Source organism: Tardiphaga sp. P4_G1, assembly GCF_056401215.1.
Window position 1 is genome coordinate 199,771 of sequence record NZ_JBFUJU010000003.1, and the last position, 17,007, is coordinate 216,777.

Below are 17,007 nucleotides of genomic sequence, written 5' to 3' on the forward strand. Positions count from 1 at the left end.
ATCAATCCAGGATCTTCAATTCAAAATCTTCACCAGCCGATGCAAAGCCTCGGCTGTCGTTTCACTGTCCTGCACCATGGCCAAACGAATATAGCCGGCGCCGGGATTGCTGCCGTCGGCCTGCGGGCGCGCCAGATAACTTCCGGGCACCACGCGCACGCCGCCATCGCGATACAGTCTCACGGCTGCCTCTTCGTCGCCGCCATATGCGGAGACATCGAGCCACAGACAGAAGCCGCCAGCCGGGCGCTTGTAGCCGTAGCGATTGCCGAGGATCTGATCCGCAAGATCGAACTTCAGGCGGTAGAGCCTGCGATTCTCTTCCACATGTGCTTCGTCGCTATAGGCGGCAACCGCGACCTGCTGCAGCGGCACCGGGACCTGCGGTGCGGCCACATTGCGCAGTTCGTGAAATGCGCCGAGGAATTTCTTGTCGCCGGCGACGAAGCCGACGCGCATGCCGGGCAGGTTCGAGCGCTTAGACAGCGACTGGAACGCAACGACATTGGCATAGTCGGGTCCGGCTGACGCCAGCATGCTGCCGGGCGCGGCCTGTGTGTAGATTTCCGAATAGCATTCGTCGGACAGCACGATGAAACCGTAGCGCAGCGCGAGGTCGTGCAGCTTCTTGAAGTAAGCGGGCGTCGCGACGGCGCCTTGCGGGTTGGCCGGCGATGCGACGTACATCGCCACCGTGCGCGCCAGCGTGGCCTCATCGAGTGCGTCGAGATCGGGAAGGAAGCCGTTGGCCACTGTGGTCGGCATGAAGATCAGTTCGCAACCCGCGGCACGCGCACCGGCGCCGTAGGCTGGATAGAACGGATTTGGCAGCAGGATCGCCGGCGTGCCTTTGCGCGGGCCGACAAAGCGCGCGGCTGTGATCGCGGCGAAGAACAGGCCTTCACGGCTGCCATTCAGCACCAGTATTTCGGTTTCAGGATCAAGGGCGCGCGGGAGATTGAAGCGCGTACCCATCCACGTCGCGGCGGCGCGGCGGAATGGCTCGATGCCCTTGGCGATCGGATAGCGGCCGAAATCGGCGATGTGTTTGGCGAGGACCGGCCCAACGAAATCCGGCACCGGGTGCTGCGGTTCGCCCAATGACAGTGTGATCAGCGGTTGGCCGGGCTGATACGGCGCCAGCAATTCCGTCAACCGCGCAAACGGCGAACGCTCGCCATCGGGCCCAGCCGAGGTCCGGCTGCCAGCGCCTTGCGCCGCGGAAGGAGGAGCGGTGAGTGCCATCAGGAAAACGCCAGTACTTTTAAGGCAGCCGATCGCCCCATGAGATCGGCCGAAACGAGATCAAACCACCATAGATACGGCGAGGTTAAGACGCGATTAACCATCGAGGGGCCGGCCTTGCTATCACGTGTTCGGCGGCCGTCCAGGCCTACGCGGGGATCAGAATGGCCCCCAAAAAGTGAAAGGCCCCAGCTTGCGCTGGAGCCCTTCGACGGTTGGGACATTGCCGGGTAGTGCCCCAACCGATCCCTTTGTGAGCATCCCGGACCGATGATCCGGCATGCTCGTGACGCTTACATGTTGTAGGCGCGTTCGGTGTGCTCGGTGACGTCGAGGCCTTCGCGCTCGACTTCAACATTGACGCGGAGACCGACGATCACGTCGACGACCTTGAACAGGATCGCCGAACCGACGCCTGACCACACCAACGTGGTCGCGACAGCCTTACACTGCGCGATCATCTGGGTGACCATGTCGTAGTCGCCGATCTTGCCGGCGACGTAGTCCATGACGCCCGTGCCGCCGAGGGCCGGGTTGACCAGGATGCCGGTGCCGAGCGCGCCGATGATGCCGCCGACGCAATGGACGCCGAACACATCGAGCGAGTCGTCATAGCCAAGGGAGTTCTTCACGACGGTGCAGAAGAACAGGCAGACGACGCCTGCGACCAGACCGAGAACCATCGCGCCCATCGGACCCGAGAAGCCGCAAGCCGGGGTGACGGCGACGAGGCCGGCAACCGCGCCCGATGCTGCGCCGAGCAGCGACGGGTGACCCTTGGTCATCCACTCCGCGAACATCCAGGCCATCGCCGCAACCGCAGTTGCGAGGAAGGTGTTGGTCATCGCGAGAGCGGCAGTGCCCGAGGCTTCGAGGTTCGAACCGACGTTGAAGCCGAACCAGCCAACCCACAGCAGGGACGCGCCGATCATGGTCATGGTCAGCGAGTGCGGAGCCATCAGCTCCTTGCCGTAGCCGGTGCGCTTGCCGATGATCAGGCAGCCCACGAGGCCAGCAATACCGGCGTTGATGTGAACGACGGTGCCGCCAGCGAAGTCGAGAGCGCCCCACAGGAACACCTGGCCGGCATCGGCCATGACTTCATCAAGCTTGGCCTGAGCCGCAGCCTTCGCATCGGGAGCCGCAGCCGCAACAGCCTTGGCGGCTGCAACGATGGCGTCCGGACCAGCCCAGTACCAGACCATGTGCGCGATCGGGAAGTAGATCAACGTCACCCAGAGCGGGATGAACAGTGCAATCGCGGCGAACTTGGTGCGTTCTGCAAAGGCGCCGACGATCAGGCCGGGTGTAATGGCGGCAAAGGTCATCTGGAAGCAGAAGTAGACGAGTTCCGAGATGTTGGCGTCTGCGGTGAACGAAGCAGCCATCGAGTCAGGCGTCACGCCGGCGAGGAACGCCTTCGAGAAGCCACCGATATAGGCCGAACCGCCAGTGAACGTGATGCTGTAGCCGTAGAGAGCCCAGATCACCATCACGATGCAAGCGGTGTAGAGGACCTGCATCAACACCGAGAGCATGTTCTTGGAACGAACGAGGCCGCCGTAGAACAGGGCGAGGCCCGGGACGGTCATCAACAGAACCAGCACCGTCGAGGTCATCATCCAGGCGTTATCGCCCTTGTTGACCGTCGGATCGGCGTAAGCCGCAGTTGCGGCGAACAGGCCAACGGCGAGTGCCGCCAATCCCGCGCCAGAGGGACGCTTAAACGTCATTGTGTTTGACTCCTGATTGAAGAATGGGTGAGCGCGAAATCCGAGGAATTCGACTTAGAGGGCTGCAGCATCGGCCTCGCCGGTGCGGATGCGAACCGCGTGGTCGAGGTTGATGACGAAGATCTTGCCGTCGCCGATCTGGCCGGTCTTGGCGGCGGTGGTGATGGCTTCGATGGTCTTGTCGACCTGATCGGAAGCGACAGCCACCTCGATCTTGATCTTGGGCAGGAAGCTCACCGCATATTCAGCGCCGCGATAAATTTCCGTATGGCCCTTCTGCCGGCCATATCCTTTGACTTCCGTCACCGTCAAACCATGAACGCCAATGGCGGTCAGGGCATCACGGACTTCCTCAAGCTTGAATGGCTTGATGATCGCCATAACAATTTTCATGGGTCCTATCCCCGCTTGGGCCCGACCGAAAACCGACCGGGCGATCTCGACTGAGGTTCACCACGCGGAGAAGTTCACTACGCGGGCACAGCCAGACCAGATAGAATCAAATGCCGTGCCAGATCGGCGGAATTCTCTAACGGTTTATGAATCCCCAGCTTTTCGCGTTTCTCACGTGATGAGACAGAGTGCGCTATTCGGTCGCGCCCAAACTCTAGCCAATCTTGCCCAAAATGGAAGCATGACAGGCTCTCGACATATTCCTGCTTAGGCGGCGGGCAGCCCAGAGGTGTCCAAATACGTCAATCCGAGGCAAAAAACTCGAAATTGTCTAATCTTCAGGCCTTCCAACTGGCGCGCGTGGAATTGACAGGGCTCAACCCGGGCAAGGCCGTAGAGCCCTTCGGGCGTATTCGAGCGGACTGAGAGCAGCTCTGGCTGAAAGCCCGTGGGGCGCTGGTGTGTTGCCTAAAGCGCGTCGCTGTCGGTCTCGCCGGTGCGGATACGCAGGGCGTGGTCGATCGGGGTCACGAAGATCTTGCCGTCGCCGATCTGGCCGGTCCGGGCTCCGGTGGAGATGACCTCGACCGCCTTGGCCGCGAGGTCGGACGCCACAGCGATTTCGAGGCGCAGTTTGGGTAGGAAGTTCACAATATACTCGGCGCCGCGATACATCTCGGTATGGCCCTTCTGCCGGCCATAGCCCTTCACTTCGGTCACCGTCATGCCGTGGACGCCGATGGCCGTCAGAGCCTGACGCACTTCATCGAGCTTGAAGGGTTTGATGATCGCGACCACGAGCTTCATGCAGGATTCCTCTTCGGGGGCGGTGTACGACCCTGCTTACGCAATCAGACAGCTTTATGCCATCCCCGTTGGCATGGCGCGTGGAAATTGGGCGGCGACCTGCCTTCGGGGCGGGCCGTTTGCACGCCAAGACGGCGAAGCGGGATTCATGGCTGGAAGCGGAGCAACTTACGTCGCCGGCTTCTCGCGGCGCTCGCGCACTGAGCCTTCCTGCGCCACGGTCGCCACCAGCGTGCCGTCGGGCTTGAAGATCAGGCCGCGCGCGAGGCCGCGACCGTTCTGGGCGCTCGGCGAATCCTGACTGTAGAGCAGCCATTCGTCGGCGCGGAACGGGCGGTGAAACCACATGGCGTGATCGAGACTGGCCGCCATCGCCTGACCGTCGAACAAAGTGCGGCCATAGCGGGCCATGATGGAATCGAGCAGCGAAAAGTCCGACGCATAGGCCAGCGCGCACATATGGAGCGCCGGATCGTCCGGCAGCTTCGCGGCGGTACGAATCCAGAAATTAATCCGCCCCTCCGGAATCTTCTCGCCAGCATAACGCTGGAATTCCACCGGACGCAGCTCGATCGGGCGATCGGACTCGTAATAGCGGCGGATGAAATCGGGCATCTTCTCGATGATCGGATGTTTCGACAGCTCTTCCGCAGTGAGCTTGTCCGGCGGCGGCACGTCCGGCATCGGATCCTGGTGGTTGAACGAGTCCTCCTCCTCGGCGTGGAACGACACCATCATCGAGAAGATCGCGTGGCCATGCTGGATCGCGGTGACACGCCGGGTCGAATAGCTCTTGCCGTCGCGCAGGCGCTCGACCTCGTAGACGATCGGAATCTGCGGGTCGCCGGGCAGAATGAAATAACAATGCAGCGAATGCGGCATGCGGCCTTCGACGGTGCGGCACGAAGCCACCATGGCCTGGCCGATCACCTGGCCGCCGAACACCCGCTGCCAGCGCGTTTTCGGGCTGCGCCCGCGGAACATGTTCACCTCGATGGTCTCGAGATCGAGGATATCGATCAGATCGATCAGGCTCTTGGACATGTCGGCATCTTTCGCTCAGCGGCAATATTAAGGGAGGTTTACCAAGACCTTGGCCGTGCAGGCCCCGGTCCCATTGCCGCCCTTGTTTCGCGATCCTGTTTCGCCCAGCTATAAGCGCGTGGCAACAGCGAGAACGGATATCATGGCGGCACAACGAGGCATTGTCATCGGCGGCGGAGCCTTCGCCGGACTGGCGCTGGCTTTGGCGTTGCGGCAGGGGCTTGGCCCCGATCTGCCGATCATTGTCGCCGATCCCGCGCTGGCGAACCGGCCGAGCCGCGATCCGCGCGCCACGGCCATCGTTGCTGCCTGTCGGCGGCTGTTCGATGCTCTCGGTGTCTGGGATGCTGTGGCTGCCGAAAGCCAGCCGATCCTCGACATGGTCGTCACCGATTCCAAGCTGGAAGACGCCACCCGTCCGACCTTCCTGACCTTCGGCGGCCATGTGGAGCCGGGCGAGCCGTTCGCACATATGGTCGAAAATCGCCGGCTGATCGACGAACTCGTGATCCGCGCCGAAGCGGCGGGCGTCGACCTGCGTGCGACCGCGGTGACGACATTCGATTCACGGGCCGACGGTGTCAGCGTCACGCTCGGGGATGGCAGTGTGATCGAGGCAGCACTTCTTGTCGCTGCCGATGGCGCACGCTCCAAGCTGCGCGAGCGTGCGGGCATCGCGACCCATGGCTGGGACTATGACCAGTCCGGTATCGTCGTCACCGTCGGCCATGAGCGCGATCATGACGGACGTGCCGAAGAACACTTCCTGCCCGCCGGGCCGTTTGCAATTCTGCCTTTGACTGGCAAGCGTTCGTCGCTGGTGTGGACCGAGAAGCGCGCGGAAGCCGCGCGCATCGTCGCTTTGCCGGATGATGAATTCCATGCCGAGCTCGAGCAGCGGTTCGGCCTGCACCTCGGCGAGGTCAAAGCGCTCGACAAGCCGCGGGCCTTTCCGCTCGGCTACTTCGTCGCGCGCTCCTTCATCGGCGAACGGCTGGCGCTGATCGGCGACGCTGCGCATGTGATCCATCCGATCGCGGGGCAGGGACTCAATATGGGTCTGAAGGATGTCGCGGCATTGGCAGAGACCATCGTCGACGCTGCACGTCTTGGGATGGATTTCGGCCAGAGCGATGTGCTGGAGCGCTACCAGCGCTGGCGCCGCTTCGACACCATGACGATGGGTGTCGCCACCAATGTGCTCAACGTCCTGTTCTCGAACGATCTGCCATTCGTGCGCAGCATCCGCGACATCGGTCTCGGCATCGTCGATCGGCTGCCGCCGCTGAAGGGCGCGTTCATCAAGCAGGCGGCGGGATTGTCGGGCGAAGTGCCGCGGCTATTGAAGGGCGAGGCACTGTAGGCAGCACGTCATGCGGTTATGCCGCTCAACGTGGGGAAGGTGTCTGATTCTTCTCGCCTTCGAACAGTGGGCGCTCGCGGATCAATCCTTCGCCGACGAGGTCGAAGAAGGCCCTGACGCGCGCCGTATTCTTCAAATCTGCATGAGTCACGATCCAGAGTTCACCCTCGAGTTCCTTGAGGGGCTCAGACAGTGCTCTTGCCACCCCAGTGTCCTGATCTGCGAGATAGCACGGCATTAGCGCGAGCCCGATGCCGGCTTTCGTTGCGATGAGCTGGTTGACCAGACTGTTCGTCCGATAGACGAAGGCCTTCGATGGCGCGGCGCGTGACAGCCAGTCGGCAGCCCCGATACCTGATGTTGTTTCCTCCCAGCCGATCAAGGAATGGCGATCGATCTCGGATGGATTCGATAACGGGCCGCCAATTGCCTCGAGATAGGCAGGGGCGGCATAGAGCCCCCATGCGATGGCCGACAGTCTGCGTCCCCAAAGATCGCCTTCTTTCGGACGGATAGGGCGCAATGCGATGTCGGCTTCGCGGCGCGACAGGCTCAGCACGCGGTTGTCGATCACCAACTCCACGACGATCCCGGGGTGAGCCTGCTGGAACGCGGCGAGAAGCGGCGTCAGCCGGCTATAGGCCAGTGTCTCGGACGACGTGATCGTCAGACGGCCGGACAGACGATGGTCACGACCTGATATGTCGCGATCAAGCGCCAGTGCCTCGTCCTCCATGCGCTCTGCGCCGGCAGCCATCCGCGCACCGGCCTCCGTCGCTTGATAGACGCCGCCTGGAAGTCGTTCGAATAGCCGCACACCAACCTTGTCCTCCAACGCTTTCAGGCGGCGGAAGGCCGTGGAGTGATCCACGCCGAGTGCTATCGCCGCCGCTGTCAGACTGCCCGCGCGTTGGATGGCGAGAGCCAGCCGAAGTTCGTTCCAATCATCCATGCCGACGAAGATAGCAGTGTGGCTGCTTGCAGTCACGCAAGCGTCGCTGGTGAAATGCCAATGGGACTTGCGTCTGTGCGGGCACTACCTTGCTGGTGCGATAGCGACCCCACGACGGATGCAATGAAAGTCGAGCCATGAAACTCTATTACGCCACCGGTACCTGTTCGCTCTCGCCGCACATTGTTGCGAACGAGGCGGGTATCCCGCTTGAACTCGTGCGGGTGGATATCCGGAAGTCGCCCCACGTCACCGAGGCGGGCAGCGACTATTCGGCGGTGAACCCGAACGGCTATGTGCCGGCGCTGGCGCTTGATGATGGCACAGTGCTGACCGAGGGCACCGCGATCGTTCAATACCTTGCGGACCTCAAACCCGAGAGCAGCTTGGCGCCACCAGCGGGCACACCGCAGCGTGTCGAGCTGCAATCCTGGCTCAATTTCATTGCCACCGAACTCCACAAGATGTTCAGCCCGTGGCTGTTTCACCCCGAATATGGCGCGCAGGCGGGAGATGTTGCACGCGCAAAGATCGCAGAGCGGCTGGCGTCGGTCGAGCGCCATCTGGCGGCGGGCGGGCCGTTCCTGCTCGGGGAAGGCTTCACAGTGGCCGACGCCTATCTGTTCACGATCGTTGGGTGGTCCAACTTCGCCAAGGTGGATCTGTCCAACTTTCCGCATCTGCGCGACTTCATGGCCCGCGTCGAAGCGCGGCCCGCCGTGCAGCAGACCATGCGCGCCGAGAGAATAAAGGTGAGCGCATGACCGTGGATCAGCCAGACGCGCCAGCACTGACGCTCGTCAGCCATCATCTCTGCCCTTACGTGCAGCGAGCGGCCATCGTGCTTGCCGAAAAGGGTGTCCGTTTTGAGCGGCGCTATATCGATCTTGCGCACAAGCCGGACTGGTTTGGTACGATCTCCCCGCTGGGCAAGGTTCCGCTTCTGCTTGTCCGACGCGACGGCAACGACACTGCCGTGCTCTTCGAGAGTGCGGTGATCTGCGAATATCTCGAAGAGACGCAGACAGGCGTGCGGCTTCATCCATCCGATCCGCTCGAACGAGCCACGCACCGTGGCTGGATCGAGTTCGGCTCGTCGATCCTCACGGATCTGTGGGGATTTGAGACGGCCACCGACGCGAACGGCTATGAAGCGAAGCGGAAGATGTTGACTGGAAAATTCGGTCGCATCGAGAACGTGCTAACTGCAGCGCCGTTTTTCGCGGGGCAGCACTTCAGTATGGTCGATGCGGTTTACGCGCCAATCTTCCGCTACTTCGATGTGTTCGATACCATCGCTGACACGGAAGTCTTCGTCCAGACACCCAAGGTTCGGGCATGGCGCGCAGCGTTACGCGGGCGTCCGAGTGTAGCGAACGCCGTCACGGCCGACTACGCCGACCGACTGCGTGCATTCCTCGCTGAGCGCGACGCTCATCTTCTCAAGATCGCAGCATGAGGCAGCCATGAGCCAGGGCGTCGCATGGCTGCTGCTGATCGTGGCCGGGTTTCTGGATGTGGGGTGGGCGATTTCGATGAAATATGCCACGGGTTACACCCGACCGGGCTGGACCATCCTGTCGCTGATTTTCCTCGCCGCGTTCGTCTATCTGCTCGGCCGGGTTCTGGAGGTTTTGCCGGTGGGGTCCGCCTACGCGGTATGGGTCGGGATCGGCGCAGCCGGGACGGTCCTGTTCGGAAGCGTGCTGTTTGGCGAGTCGATGAGTCTGCTGCGCGGCGGCGGGGTCGCCCTCATCGTCGCCGGTATCGTCGCCCTGAGATTTGCGCCGGCATGAGCCGCCATATCAGAAACTCAGTCGATCTTCCGCGCCTCTTCCGGCAGCATGATCGGAATGCCATCACGGATCGGATAAGCAAGCTTGGCCTGGCGCGAGATCAGCTCCTGGCGGGCGGCATCGAATTCGAGTTGGCCCTTGGTCAGCGGGCACACCAGAATCTCGAGCAGCTTGGCGTCGACGGTGCTTTCGGCGCGCTCGATTGGCGGTGTGGTCATGGGTGCGCTCCGGTGATGCGGTCGTTGATCATGGATATTTATCAGAATTACTGCAGCGGTGGGTCGCCGCTGGTGCGCTTCTTGGCCAGATCCATTTCAGTGACAGCGATCAGGATCTCGGCGCGGGTCTTGAGATCGGGCGCTTCGAGCATCGCCTGCTTCTCTGGCGGACCATAGGGCGACATCATCGCCAGCGCGTTCACCAGGGCCTCGTTGGGAGCCTTGTCGATGCCTTCCCAATCCACTTTCAGGTTGTTGGCCTTGAGGAAATCGGTGAGCACCGCGAGCAGCGCGGCCCGGTCGACATCGTCTTCGCCCTTGCGTGCGGTGAAATCGTCGATGAAGGGGAAGTAGTCGACCTTGCACTGCCGATATGCCGTCAGCACCGAGAGTTCCCGCACCACTTCGAAACGGGAAACGCCGGTCAGTTCGAGGATATAGCGGCCGTCGCCGGATTCGGCGAGCTGGGTGATGCGCCCGACACAGCCGACCTTGAACAGTGCCGGCTTGGCCTCATCCGGCGAATGCGCCGCATCGGGCTGGATCATGCCAATCAGCCGGTGCCCGTCGCGAAGCGAATCGTCGATCATCGCCAGATAACGCTGTTCGAAAATGTTCAGCGGCATCTGGCCACGCGGCAGGAGCAGTGCGCCCGGCAACGGAAAGACCGGGATCACCTCGGGAAGTTCGGCAGGCCCGCGATAGTCGGCATTGATGGGCATGTCCGGTTCCGATTCGTCACACGAGAAGAATTACGAGAACAGGATAGTCGATAACCGCCTGCGGCCGTCAACGGTGGCCTCATCCGTTGGTCCCCAAGCGTCGAAGAACTGGATCAATTGCTTGCGGGCGCCGTCGTCATCCCATTTGCGGTCACGCTTGACGATTTCGAGCAGATGACCCGTGGCCTCACTGCGCTGGTTGGCGCCATTGAGTGCGATCGCAAGGTCGAAGCGGGCCTGATGGTCGAGCGGATTGGCGGCGACCTTCTGTTCCAGTTCGGTGACCGGACCGAGCGCACTGGCCTGTTCGACCAGATCGATCTTGGCCTGCACGGCCTTGACTGCGGCGTCCTCACGCTTCGCGACTGGGACGAGCTCAAGAGTCTGCTTGGCCTGCTCGATGGCGCCGGTCTCGACGTAACAGCGGGCAAGGCCAGCGATGGCGGCGATATTGCCGGCGTCGGCGGCAATTACCTCGCCATAGATCGAGGCGGCGGTCGCGGGATCGCCCTCAGCCAGAATCGCTTCAGCTTCCTGAAGCAATTCGGCAGCCGTCGGCTCGGCGCCGGGCATGCCGGCCGTCAGCTTGTCGATGAACGCGTTGACCTGGCTCTCCGGAACCGCACCCATGAAGCCATCGGCCGGCTGGCCGTTGACGAAGGCGATCACGGCCGGGATCGACTGGATGCCCATCTGGCCGGGAATCTCTGGATTCTCGTCAATGTTCATCTTGACCAGCTTTACCTTGCCCTTGGCGGCGGTCACGGCTTTCTCGATGACAGGAGTCAGCTGGCGGCACGGACCACACCAAGGCGCCCAGAAGTCGATCAGGACCGGCTGGCGTTTGGATTCCTCGATGACGTCCTGCACGAAGGTGCGGGTGGTCGTGTCCTTGATGAGAGCGGTTGCTGCCTGCGGCGTCGAACCTGCCTGCGGCGCCTGTGCGCCGCCCTGATCCATGATGGTCACGTGAACCTCGCTCGATGTCTGAAAAATTTGGCTGCTTCTAGCATGGCCTGAGCGATTAAATGGCGTCCGTGACAGTAATTTGCAATCCGGTGAAATAGGTCCGGCAAGGACCGATTCGACCCGAGAGGCGACATTTCGCTGTTTTGACCCATTTTCTGGGCAAAATCGGGCTCAAAGGGCCATAAATCGCGATTAACTCGCCGCGATCCGAGATGCAGTCTAACTGTTGCATTCGCCACCGGCATTTGGCATAGGTCTGCGCGTCGGCGGCGAGCAATCGCCGCCTGTCTTCTCGGATGCGGGTGTAGCTCAGTGGTAGAGCACGACCTTGCCAAGGTCGGGGTCGAGGGTTCGAATCCCTTCGCCCGCTCCAGAATTTTCCTGGTTTTTTGGCATCAGTTTTATCGATCACAGGCCGCCGTCCGGCGGCCTTGTCGTTTGTGATCCGCAGGCACGCAGATCCGCCCCGCATCGCTTGAAATCATCGGGCGTTGGGCAGACAATCCACGGGCGAAGCGGGTACGAGACTGACGATGCCGTCGACCACTGATTCCAACCTGGAAATTGCCAAGCGTGCCAATGACGAGGCGCGGGCGGATTTTGCGACCTGGGTGATGATGGCGAAGCTGAAAAGCCTCGACGCGCTGCCGCAGGAAGCCCAGACATTCTATGCGGGCTATCTCGCGCTGCTGGCGCGTGGCAAACAATCCGAGCCAGCCGCGGCCGAAGCCACCATCCAGACTGTCTACCGCAGCTATTATTCCCGCATGGGCGGCACCGGCATCGCGCCCATCATCAAGACGGCTTCGAGATCAAGACCAATGCCCGACGACAACAATAACAACGTCACGCCTTTTCGCCGGATCAAGCCCAACACGCCACCGCCCCCGCGCGAAAAGAAGAAGCTGCCGGTCGCGTTGATCTTCATGGGGTTGATCTTGCTGGCCGTGGCCTGGCGCTATCTCACCAAGGGCAGCCTTTAAAAAACGTAGCAGTGATCGCGCGATGATGCGGTGCGATGCGCCAATTGCATCAGGCTACTGGAACTAACTTTCAAAATTTTTTCAAGATGTCGTCGTGATGGCGACGTCTTTCATTTGCGCGAGCGTTAGTTGCGCTTTTCACCCGCGACATTTGTGCTAGCATCTCACTGTCTGAGAAAATCACAGACCAATAAAGTTCGTCTTGAACGTTCGATAAGACATAGCAGCCGCAACAAGCTGCACAGGGAGTGACGCGATGAAATCGATGACTGGTCGATCCGTTGTTGCGTGCGCCGCCATCCTCGCTACGGCGATCGGCATGGCCTCGCTCAATCAAGCGAGCGCACAGCAAAAGCTCAAGAGCTACAAATCCGATACCAAGGAATTCTGGACCAATCCGCCGGACGACTGGTTCCTCGGCGACGAGACCGAAGCGCAAAAGGGCCTCGCACCGCCGTCGGGCCCGCCGACCGGTGCGTCCGATGCCGAACTCGCAGCCATGATGAAGAAGATCAAGCTGCCGCCGGGATTCAAGATCGAGGTCTATGCGTCCGGCGTGCTGGCGGCGCGGCAGATGGCCTGGGGCGATAAAGGCACGCTCTTTGTCGGCTCGTTCGGCCTCGGCAACGTCTATGCGATCACCGACAAGGGCGGCAAGAAAGAGGTCAAGACCGTCATCAAGGGCATGAAGATGCCCACAGGCATCGCCTTTCAGGACGGTGCGCTCTATGTGATCGATATCAACAAGCTGATCAAATACGAGAATGCCGAGGCAAATATCGACAAGCTCGGTGACGGCAAGGTGGTCTATGACGATATGCCGTCATTCGCGGCACATGGCTGGAAGTATCTCGCGCCGGACAAGGACGGCTGGTTCTACGTTCCGTTTGGACCTCCCTTCAACATCGGCATTCCGCCGACCAGCCTGTCGCAGATCCGCCGTGTCGATCCCAAGACCGGCAATGCCGAAATCGTGGCGCTCGGCGTTCGCAATTCGGTGGGCGGCGACGTCGATCCCCGCACCGGCAAATACTGGTTCACCGAAAATGCGCGCGACTGGATCAGCGACGATATGCCGAGCGACAAGCTCAACATGATCTCGAAGCTTGGTGAGCATTTCGGCTATCCGCATTGCCATCAAGGCAACATGCCGGATCCTAAATTCGCCATGGGTCACAAGTGCTCGGAGTTCACGCCGCCGGTGTTGAATCTCGGCGCCCATGTCGCTCCGTTGGGGATGAAGTTCTATACCGGCAGCATGTTTCCTGCCGAATACAAGAACAACATCTTCATTGCCGAACACGGCTCGTGGAACCGGCACAAGTATCAGGGCGCACGTATCAAGCGTGTGATCGCTGGGCCGGATGGCAAGAACGCTAAGCAGGAGATCTTTGCCTCCGGCTGGATCGAGGGTGACCAGGGTTATCTCGGCCGCCCTGCCGATATCGTTCTGGCCAAGGATGGATCGCTGCTGATTGCCGACGATTGGGCAGGCGCAATCTATCGCATCAGCTACGCGAAGTAAGTCGCGAATTGCGTGAGGCTGGAGTTGCGTCATCCGCAGCTCCAGCCTCATGTATTCTGGAATGGGAATGTGGCTCATGCATCGTTCTGCAATCGCGGCTGTTCTTGTCTTTCTAGTTCTTGGTTCTGGGTCCAGTCCGGCTGATGCCGCCGATATCGCCGCGGGCAAGGAGAAAGCCGAGCTCTGCAGTGGCTGTCATGGCGAGAACGGCATCTCGCAAATGGAGAATATCCCATCACTCGCCGCACAGCCGGATCTGTTTATCCAGTGGCAGCTGGTGTTCTTTCGTTCAGGTACGCGCAAGAACGAACAGATGCAGCCGATCTTGGAGCAGATCGACAACAACGACATCCGCAATCTCGGCGCCTATTTCGCCTCGCTGAAACCGCCGGAGGGCAAGAAGCCCGATGACAATCCGGATCTGTCGGCCAAGGGCGCGCAGGCCGCCGCCGGCCGTCGCTGTGCATCGTGTCACACGGAGAGCTACGCCGGTACCAAGGCGGTGTCACGCATCGCCGGACAGCGCGAGGACTATCTCGTCAAGGCGCTGCGCGATTACAAGTCCGGCGTCCGCGCCGGTGGCGGCATGGCAGCGATGGCCGAGGTTGCCTATTCCCTAAGTGAAGAAGAGATCACTGCGCTGGCGCATTATCTGGCGCATCTATGAGGGGAAATCCGTAGCCCGGATTGCGATTGGCCTGATCCGGGCTACGTTGCGATGCTACGCTACCCGCTGATACTCATACGCCTTGAGATGCGTATAGATCATCCGCAGTCGCGGCACGGCAACCTTGGCGGCATCGGCGCGGGCGATGACATCGCCGACGATCTGGTCGGCCTCGATCTGCGCCTTGTTGAGAATGTCGCGATACATCGAGGCGGTCATCTTCGAACCCTCTGCTGTCAGCATGCCCTCGGTGCGTTCGAGGAAGGCTGCCCGCGGTGCGAAGCCGTTGGCCTTGGCGACGCCGCTCATCTCATCCCGCACGCCAAGGATGAAGTCGCGGCCGCCAGGTGCCGCGACGATGTCACCGACAGCGCCGCGCATGGCGCTGGTCGAGCCGGCAATCGTCGCGAGGAACACCCACTTCTCCCACATATCCTGCATGATATTCTCGGAGGCCGCGCCTCCAAAGTTGCCGGTCGCCATGATCGCAGCGATCGCCTTCACGCGATCTGAACTGCCGCCCTTGCGTTCGCCGAAGCTGAGCACCTGCATCGGCGCCATCTGGACGACCTCGCGCGCCTCGTTGAGCGTCGCTGCGATCTGGCATTGGCCGCCCATGACGTTCTCGGCGCCGAACTTCTTCTCCAGTATGTCGAGGTGCTTCATGCCGTTGAGCAGCGGAATGATCGCCGTGTTCGGCCCAACCGCGGGTGCAAAGGACGCGATGGCGTCGTCGAGGTCGAAGGCCTTGCAGCTCAGCAGCACGACATCGAATTTCTCCTTGATCGCATCTGCCTGCACCGTCGGCGGATTCTTCAGGGTCACGTCGCCGTGCGGGCTCTTGATGACAAGGCCGGCGCTTGCCAGCTCACCGGCGCGCTTCGGGCGAACCAGGAAAGTGATGTCATTGCCGGCCTGCAACAGCCTGCCGCCGAAATAGCCGCCGATGGCACCGGCGCCGACCACGAGAATACGCATTGGGATGAGTCCATGTTGGATTGGAACGTGAAGCTGTCAAACAGTAGCCCGTCATTGCGAGCGAAGCGAAGCAATCCAGTTCCTTGTCGATGCAGGGCTGGATTGCTTCGTCGCAAGGGCTCCTCGCAATGACGGCTGTGGTGTGAGCGGACTACCACTTCTCTCCGAACGGGCGGATCTCCAGCTCGAACGTCCAGGCGCTACGCGGCTGCTGATAGAGCTGCCAGTATGACTGGGCGACCGACGCAGGCGGCATCAACAAATCGGGATTGTTGAGCGCCTCCTTGCCCCACATCTGCTCGCGGCGTTCGCGCACCCAGGCGGTGTCGACGCCGCTGTCGATAATCAGATGGGCGACATGGATGTTTTTCGGGCCGAGCTCGCGGGCCATCGCCTGAGCTACTGCACGCAACCCGAATTTGGCCGATGCAAAAGCGGCAAAACCATTGCCGCCACGCAAGCTCGCGGTGGCGCCTGTGAAGAAGATGTTGCCCTGGCCACGCGGCATCATCAGCCGTGCAGCTTCGCGCCCGGCCAGGAAACCGGAATAGCAGGCCATCTCCCAGACCTTGCGAAACACCCGCTCGGTCGTCTCCAGAATTGGGAAATTGACGTTGGCGCCGACATTGAAGATGCAGACCTCCAATGGCGCGTGCGCATCTGCGTCGTTGAGAAAGGCGGCGATTTCGTCTTCCTTGCGGGCATCGAGCGAGCGCGCCACGATCGTGCCTCCTATGGCCTCGATCTCCGCCACCAAAGGCGCCAGCTTGTCCCCGTTACGGCGGCCGGCGAACACCGTGAAACCTTCGGCGGCGAACTTCTTGGCGATCTCCGAGCCGATAAAATCACCGGCGCCGATGACTGCGACAGTCGCATTGCGCTTCTGCATGATGTGCTCTCCGCTATTTGCCGGCGCCGGTAATCAATTCCTCGACCTCGCGCAGCTGTTCCTTGCCGAAGAACATCTCATCGCCGACGAAGAAGGTCGGTGAGCCGAACGCGCCGCGCTCGACAGCGGTCTGTGTATTCGCCACCAGTACCGCCTTCACCTCCGGCTCCTGTCCGCGTGCGAACAATCTTGCGCCATCGAGACCCGAGTCGGTGAGTGCTCTTATGGCCACTTCGGGGTCATCCATCTTCTTTGGCTCGCCCCACATGTGATGGAACGCGGCATCGACGTATTTCTCGAACACGCCGTCAAGCTGTGCCGCGATGGCGACACGCATCAGGTTCAGTGTGTTGACCGGAAAGAACGGGTTCATCGTGTAGGGCTTGACGCTGAAGCGCTTCACGAACCGCTCGGTCTCGATTTGATGAAATTCACGTTTGTTCTTGACGCCGGCATAGGTCTCCGCCGGCGAGCGATTATTGGTCGCCTTGAAGATGCCCCCCAGCAGGACCGGGACGTATTCGAATGTCACGCCGGTGCGCGCTTCGATCGCCGGGATCGCCAGATGGCTGAGATAGGCGTTGGGGCTGCCGAAATCGAACAGGAATTGTGGCGACGTCTTGGTCAAGGCGGTCTCCCGAATTTTTATTGGGTGCAGTGTGGCGCAGCACATGCGATGCGTCCACATCTTTTATGATGACCGTAATGCTATGGCTTGACGGC

General features: G+C 61.2%; 19 protein-coding genes and 1 tRNA gene. 8 read left to right on the top strand and 12 right to left on the bottom strand.

Translation table 11 applies throughout. The annotated features are described in order from the left end of the window. Positions 1-15 precede the first annotated feature (15 nt). From AC1DUY_RS08580 to tesB, 5 genes are all read right to left on the bottom strand, one after another. The gene (locus AC1DUY_RS08580) at positions 16-1,245 is read right to left on the bottom strand and encodes an aminotransferase class I/II-fold pyridoxal phosphate-dependent enzyme (protein WP_478113616.1); all 1,230 of its coding nucleotides are present in this window, start codon (positions 1,243-1,245) and stop codon (positions 16-18) included. A 293-nt stretch (positions 1,246-1,538) separates the two neighbouring features. Then, complete coding sequence (locus AC1DUY_RS08585; RefSeq protein ID WP_089263149.1) at positions 1,539-2,978, bottom strand: ammonium transporter; 1,440 nt, start codon at positions 2,976-2,978, stop codon at positions 1,539-1,541. 54 nt (positions 2,979-3,032) lie between these two features. After that, complete coding sequence (locus AC1DUY_RS08590; RefSeq protein WP_068730208.1) at positions 3,033-3,371, bottom strand: P-II family nitrogen regulator; 339 nt, start codon at positions 3,369-3,371, stop codon at positions 3,033-3,035. Between the two features lie 468 nt (positions 3,372-3,839). Further along, positions 3,840-4,178: a P-II family nitrogen regulator gene (locus tag AC1DUY_RS08595; protein WP_089263151.1), complete on the bottom strand. Its 339-nt coding sequence runs from the start codon at positions 4,176-4,178 to the stop codon at positions 3,840-3,842. 168 nt (positions 4,179-4,346) lie between these two features. Beyond that, on the bottom strand, positions 4,347-5,222 hold the full coding sequence (gene tesB, locus AC1DUY_RS08600) for an acyl-CoA thioesterase II (RefSeq protein WP_089263153.1): 876 nt from the start codon (positions 5,220-5,222) through the stop codon (positions 4,347-4,349). Between the two features lie 142 nt (positions 5,223-5,364). On the opposite strand from tesB, the gene AC1DUY_RS08605 reads away from it, so the two are divergent. Continuing rightward, on the top strand, positions 5,365-6,585 hold the full coding sequence (locus AC1DUY_RS08605) for a ubiquinone biosynthesis hydroxylase (RefSeq protein ID WP_089263155.1): 1,221 nt from the start codon (positions 5,365-5,367) through the stop codon (positions 6,583-6,585). A 25-nt stretch (positions 6,586-6,610) separates the two neighbouring features. Here the strand turns inward: AC1DUY_RS08605 and AC1DUY_RS08610 are convergent, their stop codons facing one another. Continuing rightward, on the bottom strand, positions 6,611-7,573 hold the full coding sequence (locus AC1DUY_RS08610; protein ID WP_478113620.1) for a LysR family transcriptional regulator: 963 nt from the start codon (positions 7,571-7,573) through the stop codon (positions 6,611-6,613). Positions 7,574-7,674: 101 nt separating this feature from the next. Between AC1DUY_RS08610 and gstA the strand changes: the two genes are divergently transcribed. The 3 genes from gstA to AC1DUY_RS08625 are packed head-to-tail and all read left to right on the top strand — an operon-like array spanning position 7,675 to position 9,333. Next, complete coding sequence (gene gstA, locus AC1DUY_RS08615) at positions 7,675-8,301, top strand: glutathione transferase GstA (protein WP_478113622.1); 627 nt, start codon at positions 7,675-7,677, stop codon at positions 8,299-8,301. Further along, positions 8,298-8,996, top strand: a complete 699-nt coding sequence (locus AC1DUY_RS08620) for a glutathione S-transferase family protein (protein ID WP_478113624.1) — start codon at positions 8,298-8,300, stop codon at positions 8,994-8,996. The genes gstA and AC1DUY_RS08620 overlap by 4 nt, the downstream gene beginning before the upstream one ends. A 7-nt stretch (positions 8,997-9,003) precedes the next feature. Then, a complete protein-coding gene (locus AC1DUY_RS08625) occupies positions 9,004-9,333 on the top strand; it encodes a DMT family transporter (protein ID WP_478113626.1) in 330 nt (109 codons plus the stop codon). Between the two features lie 17 nt (positions 9,334-9,350). On the opposite strand, the gene AC1DUY_RS08630 is transcribed toward AC1DUY_RS08625, so the two are convergent. The 3 genes from AC1DUY_RS08630 to trxA are packed head-to-tail and all read right to left on the bottom strand — an operon-like array spanning position 9,351 to position 11,242. Next, positions 9,351-9,551 (bottom strand): Trm112 family protein, encoded by a 201-nt coding sequence (locus AC1DUY_RS08630; protein ID WP_068730204.1) that lies wholly within the window; start codon positions 9,549-9,551, stop codon positions 9,351-9,353. 47 nt (positions 9,552-9,598) lie between these two features. After that, positions 9,599-10,273, bottom strand: coding sequence for an LON peptidase substrate-binding domain-containing protein (locus AC1DUY_RS08635; protein ID WP_089263165.1), 675 nt, complete (start codon positions 10,271-10,273; stop codon positions 9,599-9,601). A gap of 30 nt (positions 10,274-10,303) precedes the next feature. Continuing rightward, a complete protein-coding gene (gene trxA, locus AC1DUY_RS08640; protein ID WP_414716828.1) occupies positions 10,304-11,242 on the bottom strand; it encodes a thioredoxin in 939 nt (312 codons plus the stop codon). A 298-nt stretch (positions 11,243-11,540) separates the two neighbouring features. Between trxA and AC1DUY_RS08645 the strand changes: the two genes are divergently transcribed. From AC1DUY_RS08645 to AC1DUY_RS08660, 4 genes are all read left to right on the top strand, one after another. Further along, a tRNA-Gly gene (locus AC1DUY_RS08645) sits at positions 11,541-11,615 on the top strand. Positions 11,616-11,775: 160 nt separating this feature from the next. Beyond that, the gene (locus AC1DUY_RS08650) at positions 11,776-12,225 is read left to right on the top strand and encodes a hypothetical protein (RefSeq protein WP_478113629.1); all 450 of its coding nucleotides are present in this window, start codon (positions 11,776-11,778) and stop codon (positions 12,223-12,225) included. Positions 12,226-12,481: 256 nt separating this feature from the next. Further along, entirely contained in the window at positions 12,482-13,750 is a 1,269-nt protein-coding gene (locus tag AC1DUY_RS08655) for a PQQ-dependent sugar dehydrogenase (protein WP_120287658.1), read from the top strand. 76 nt (positions 13,751-13,826) lie between these two features. After that, entirely contained in the window at positions 13,827-14,417 is a 591-nt protein-coding gene (locus AC1DUY_RS08660) for a c-type cytochrome (protein WP_478113631.1), read from the top strand. A gap of 54 nt (positions 14,418-14,471) precedes the next feature. On the opposite strand, the gene panE is transcribed toward AC1DUY_RS08660, so the two are convergent. The 3 genes from panE to AC1DUY_RS08675 all read right to left on the bottom strand — a co-directional run bounded on the left by panE (position 14,472) and on the right by AC1DUY_RS08675 (position 16,912). Beyond that, a complete protein-coding gene (gene panE / locus AC1DUY_RS08665) occupies positions 14,472-15,395 on the bottom strand; it encodes a 2-dehydropantoate 2-reductase (RefSeq protein ID WP_478113633.1) in 924 nt (307 codons plus the stop codon). 151 nt (positions 15,396-15,546) lie between these two features. After that, entirely contained in the window at positions 15,547-16,284 is a 738-nt protein-coding gene (locus AC1DUY_RS08670) for an SDR family oxidoreductase (RefSeq protein ID WP_478113635.1), read from the bottom strand. A 13-nt stretch (positions 16,285-16,297) separates the two neighbouring features. Beyond that, positions 16,298-16,912: a DsbA family protein gene (locus AC1DUY_RS08675; protein WP_478113637.1), complete on the bottom strand. Its 615-nt coding sequence runs from the start codon at positions 16,910-16,912 to the stop codon at positions 16,298-16,300. Positions 16,913-17,007: the final 95 nt, after the last annotated feature.

What these genes read in the sequence shown, in the direction of transcription:
- AC1DUY_RS08580 (WP_478113616.1), bottom strand. Translation starts at nt 1,245, where the DNA reads ATGGCACTCACCGCTCCTCCTTCCGCGGCGCAAGGCGCTGGCAGCCGG.
- AC1DUY_RS08585 (WP_089263149.1), bottom strand. Translation starts at nt 2,978, where the DNA reads ATGACGTTTAAGCGTCCCTCTGGCGCGGGATTGGCGGCACTCGCCGTT.
- AC1DUY_RS08590 (WP_068730208.1), bottom strand. Translation starts at nt 3,371, where the DNA reads ATGAAAATTGTTATGGCGATCATCAAGCCATTCAAGCTTGAGGAAGTC.
- AC1DUY_RS08595 (WP_089263151.1), bottom strand. Translation starts at nt 4,178, where the DNA reads ATGAAGCTCGTGGTCGCGATCATCAAACCCTTCAAGCTCGATGAAGTG.
- tesB (WP_089263153.1), bottom strand. Translation starts at nt 5,222, where the DNA reads ATGTCCAAGAGCCTGATCGATCTGATCGATATCCTCGATCTCGAGACC.
- AC1DUY_RS08605 (WP_089263155.1), top strand. Translation starts at nt 5,365, where the DNA reads ATGGCGGCACAACGAGGCATTGTCATCGGCGGCGGAGCCTTCGCCGGA.
- gstA (WP_478113622.1), top strand. Translation starts at nt 7,675, where the DNA reads ATGAAACTCTATTACGCCACCGGTACCTGTTCGCTCTCGCCGCACATT.
- AC1DUY_RS08620 (WP_478113624.1), top strand. Translation starts at nt 8,298, where the DNA reads ATGACCGTGGATCAGCCAGACGCGCCAGCACTGACGCTCGTCAGCCAT.
- AC1DUY_RS08625 (WP_478113626.1), top strand. Translation starts at nt 9,004, where the DNA reads ATGAGCCAGGGCGTCGCATGGCTGCTGCTGATCGTGGCCGGGTTTCTG.
- AC1DUY_RS08630 (WP_068730204.1), bottom strand. Translation starts at nt 9,551, where the DNA reads ATGACCACACCGCCAATCGAGCGCGCCGAAAGCACCGTCGACGCCAAG.
- AC1DUY_RS08635 (WP_089263165.1), bottom strand. Translation starts at nt 10,273, where the DNA reads ATGCCCATCAATGCCGACTATCGCGGGCCTGCCGAACTTCCCGAGGTG.
- AC1DUY_RS08650 (WP_478113629.1), top strand. Translation starts at nt 11,776, where the DNA reads ATGCCGTCGACCACTGATTCCAACCTGGAAATTGCCAAGCGTGCCAAT.
- AC1DUY_RS08655 (WP_120287658.1), top strand. Translation starts at nt 12,482, where the DNA reads ATGAAATCGATGACTGGTCGATCCGTTGTTGCGTGCGCCGCCATCCTC.
- AC1DUY_RS08660 (WP_478113631.1), top strand. Translation starts at nt 13,827, where the DNA reads ATGCATCGTTCTGCAATCGCGGCTGTTCTTGTCTTTCTAGTTCTTGGT.
- panE (WP_478113633.1), bottom strand. Translation starts at nt 15,395, where the DNA reads ATGCGTATTCTCGTGGTCGGCGCCGGTGCCATCGGCGGCTATTTCGGC.
- AC1DUY_RS08670 (WP_478113635.1), bottom strand. Translation starts at nt 16,284, where the DNA reads ATGCAGAAGCGCAATGCGACTGTCGCAGTCATCGGCGCCGGTGATTTT.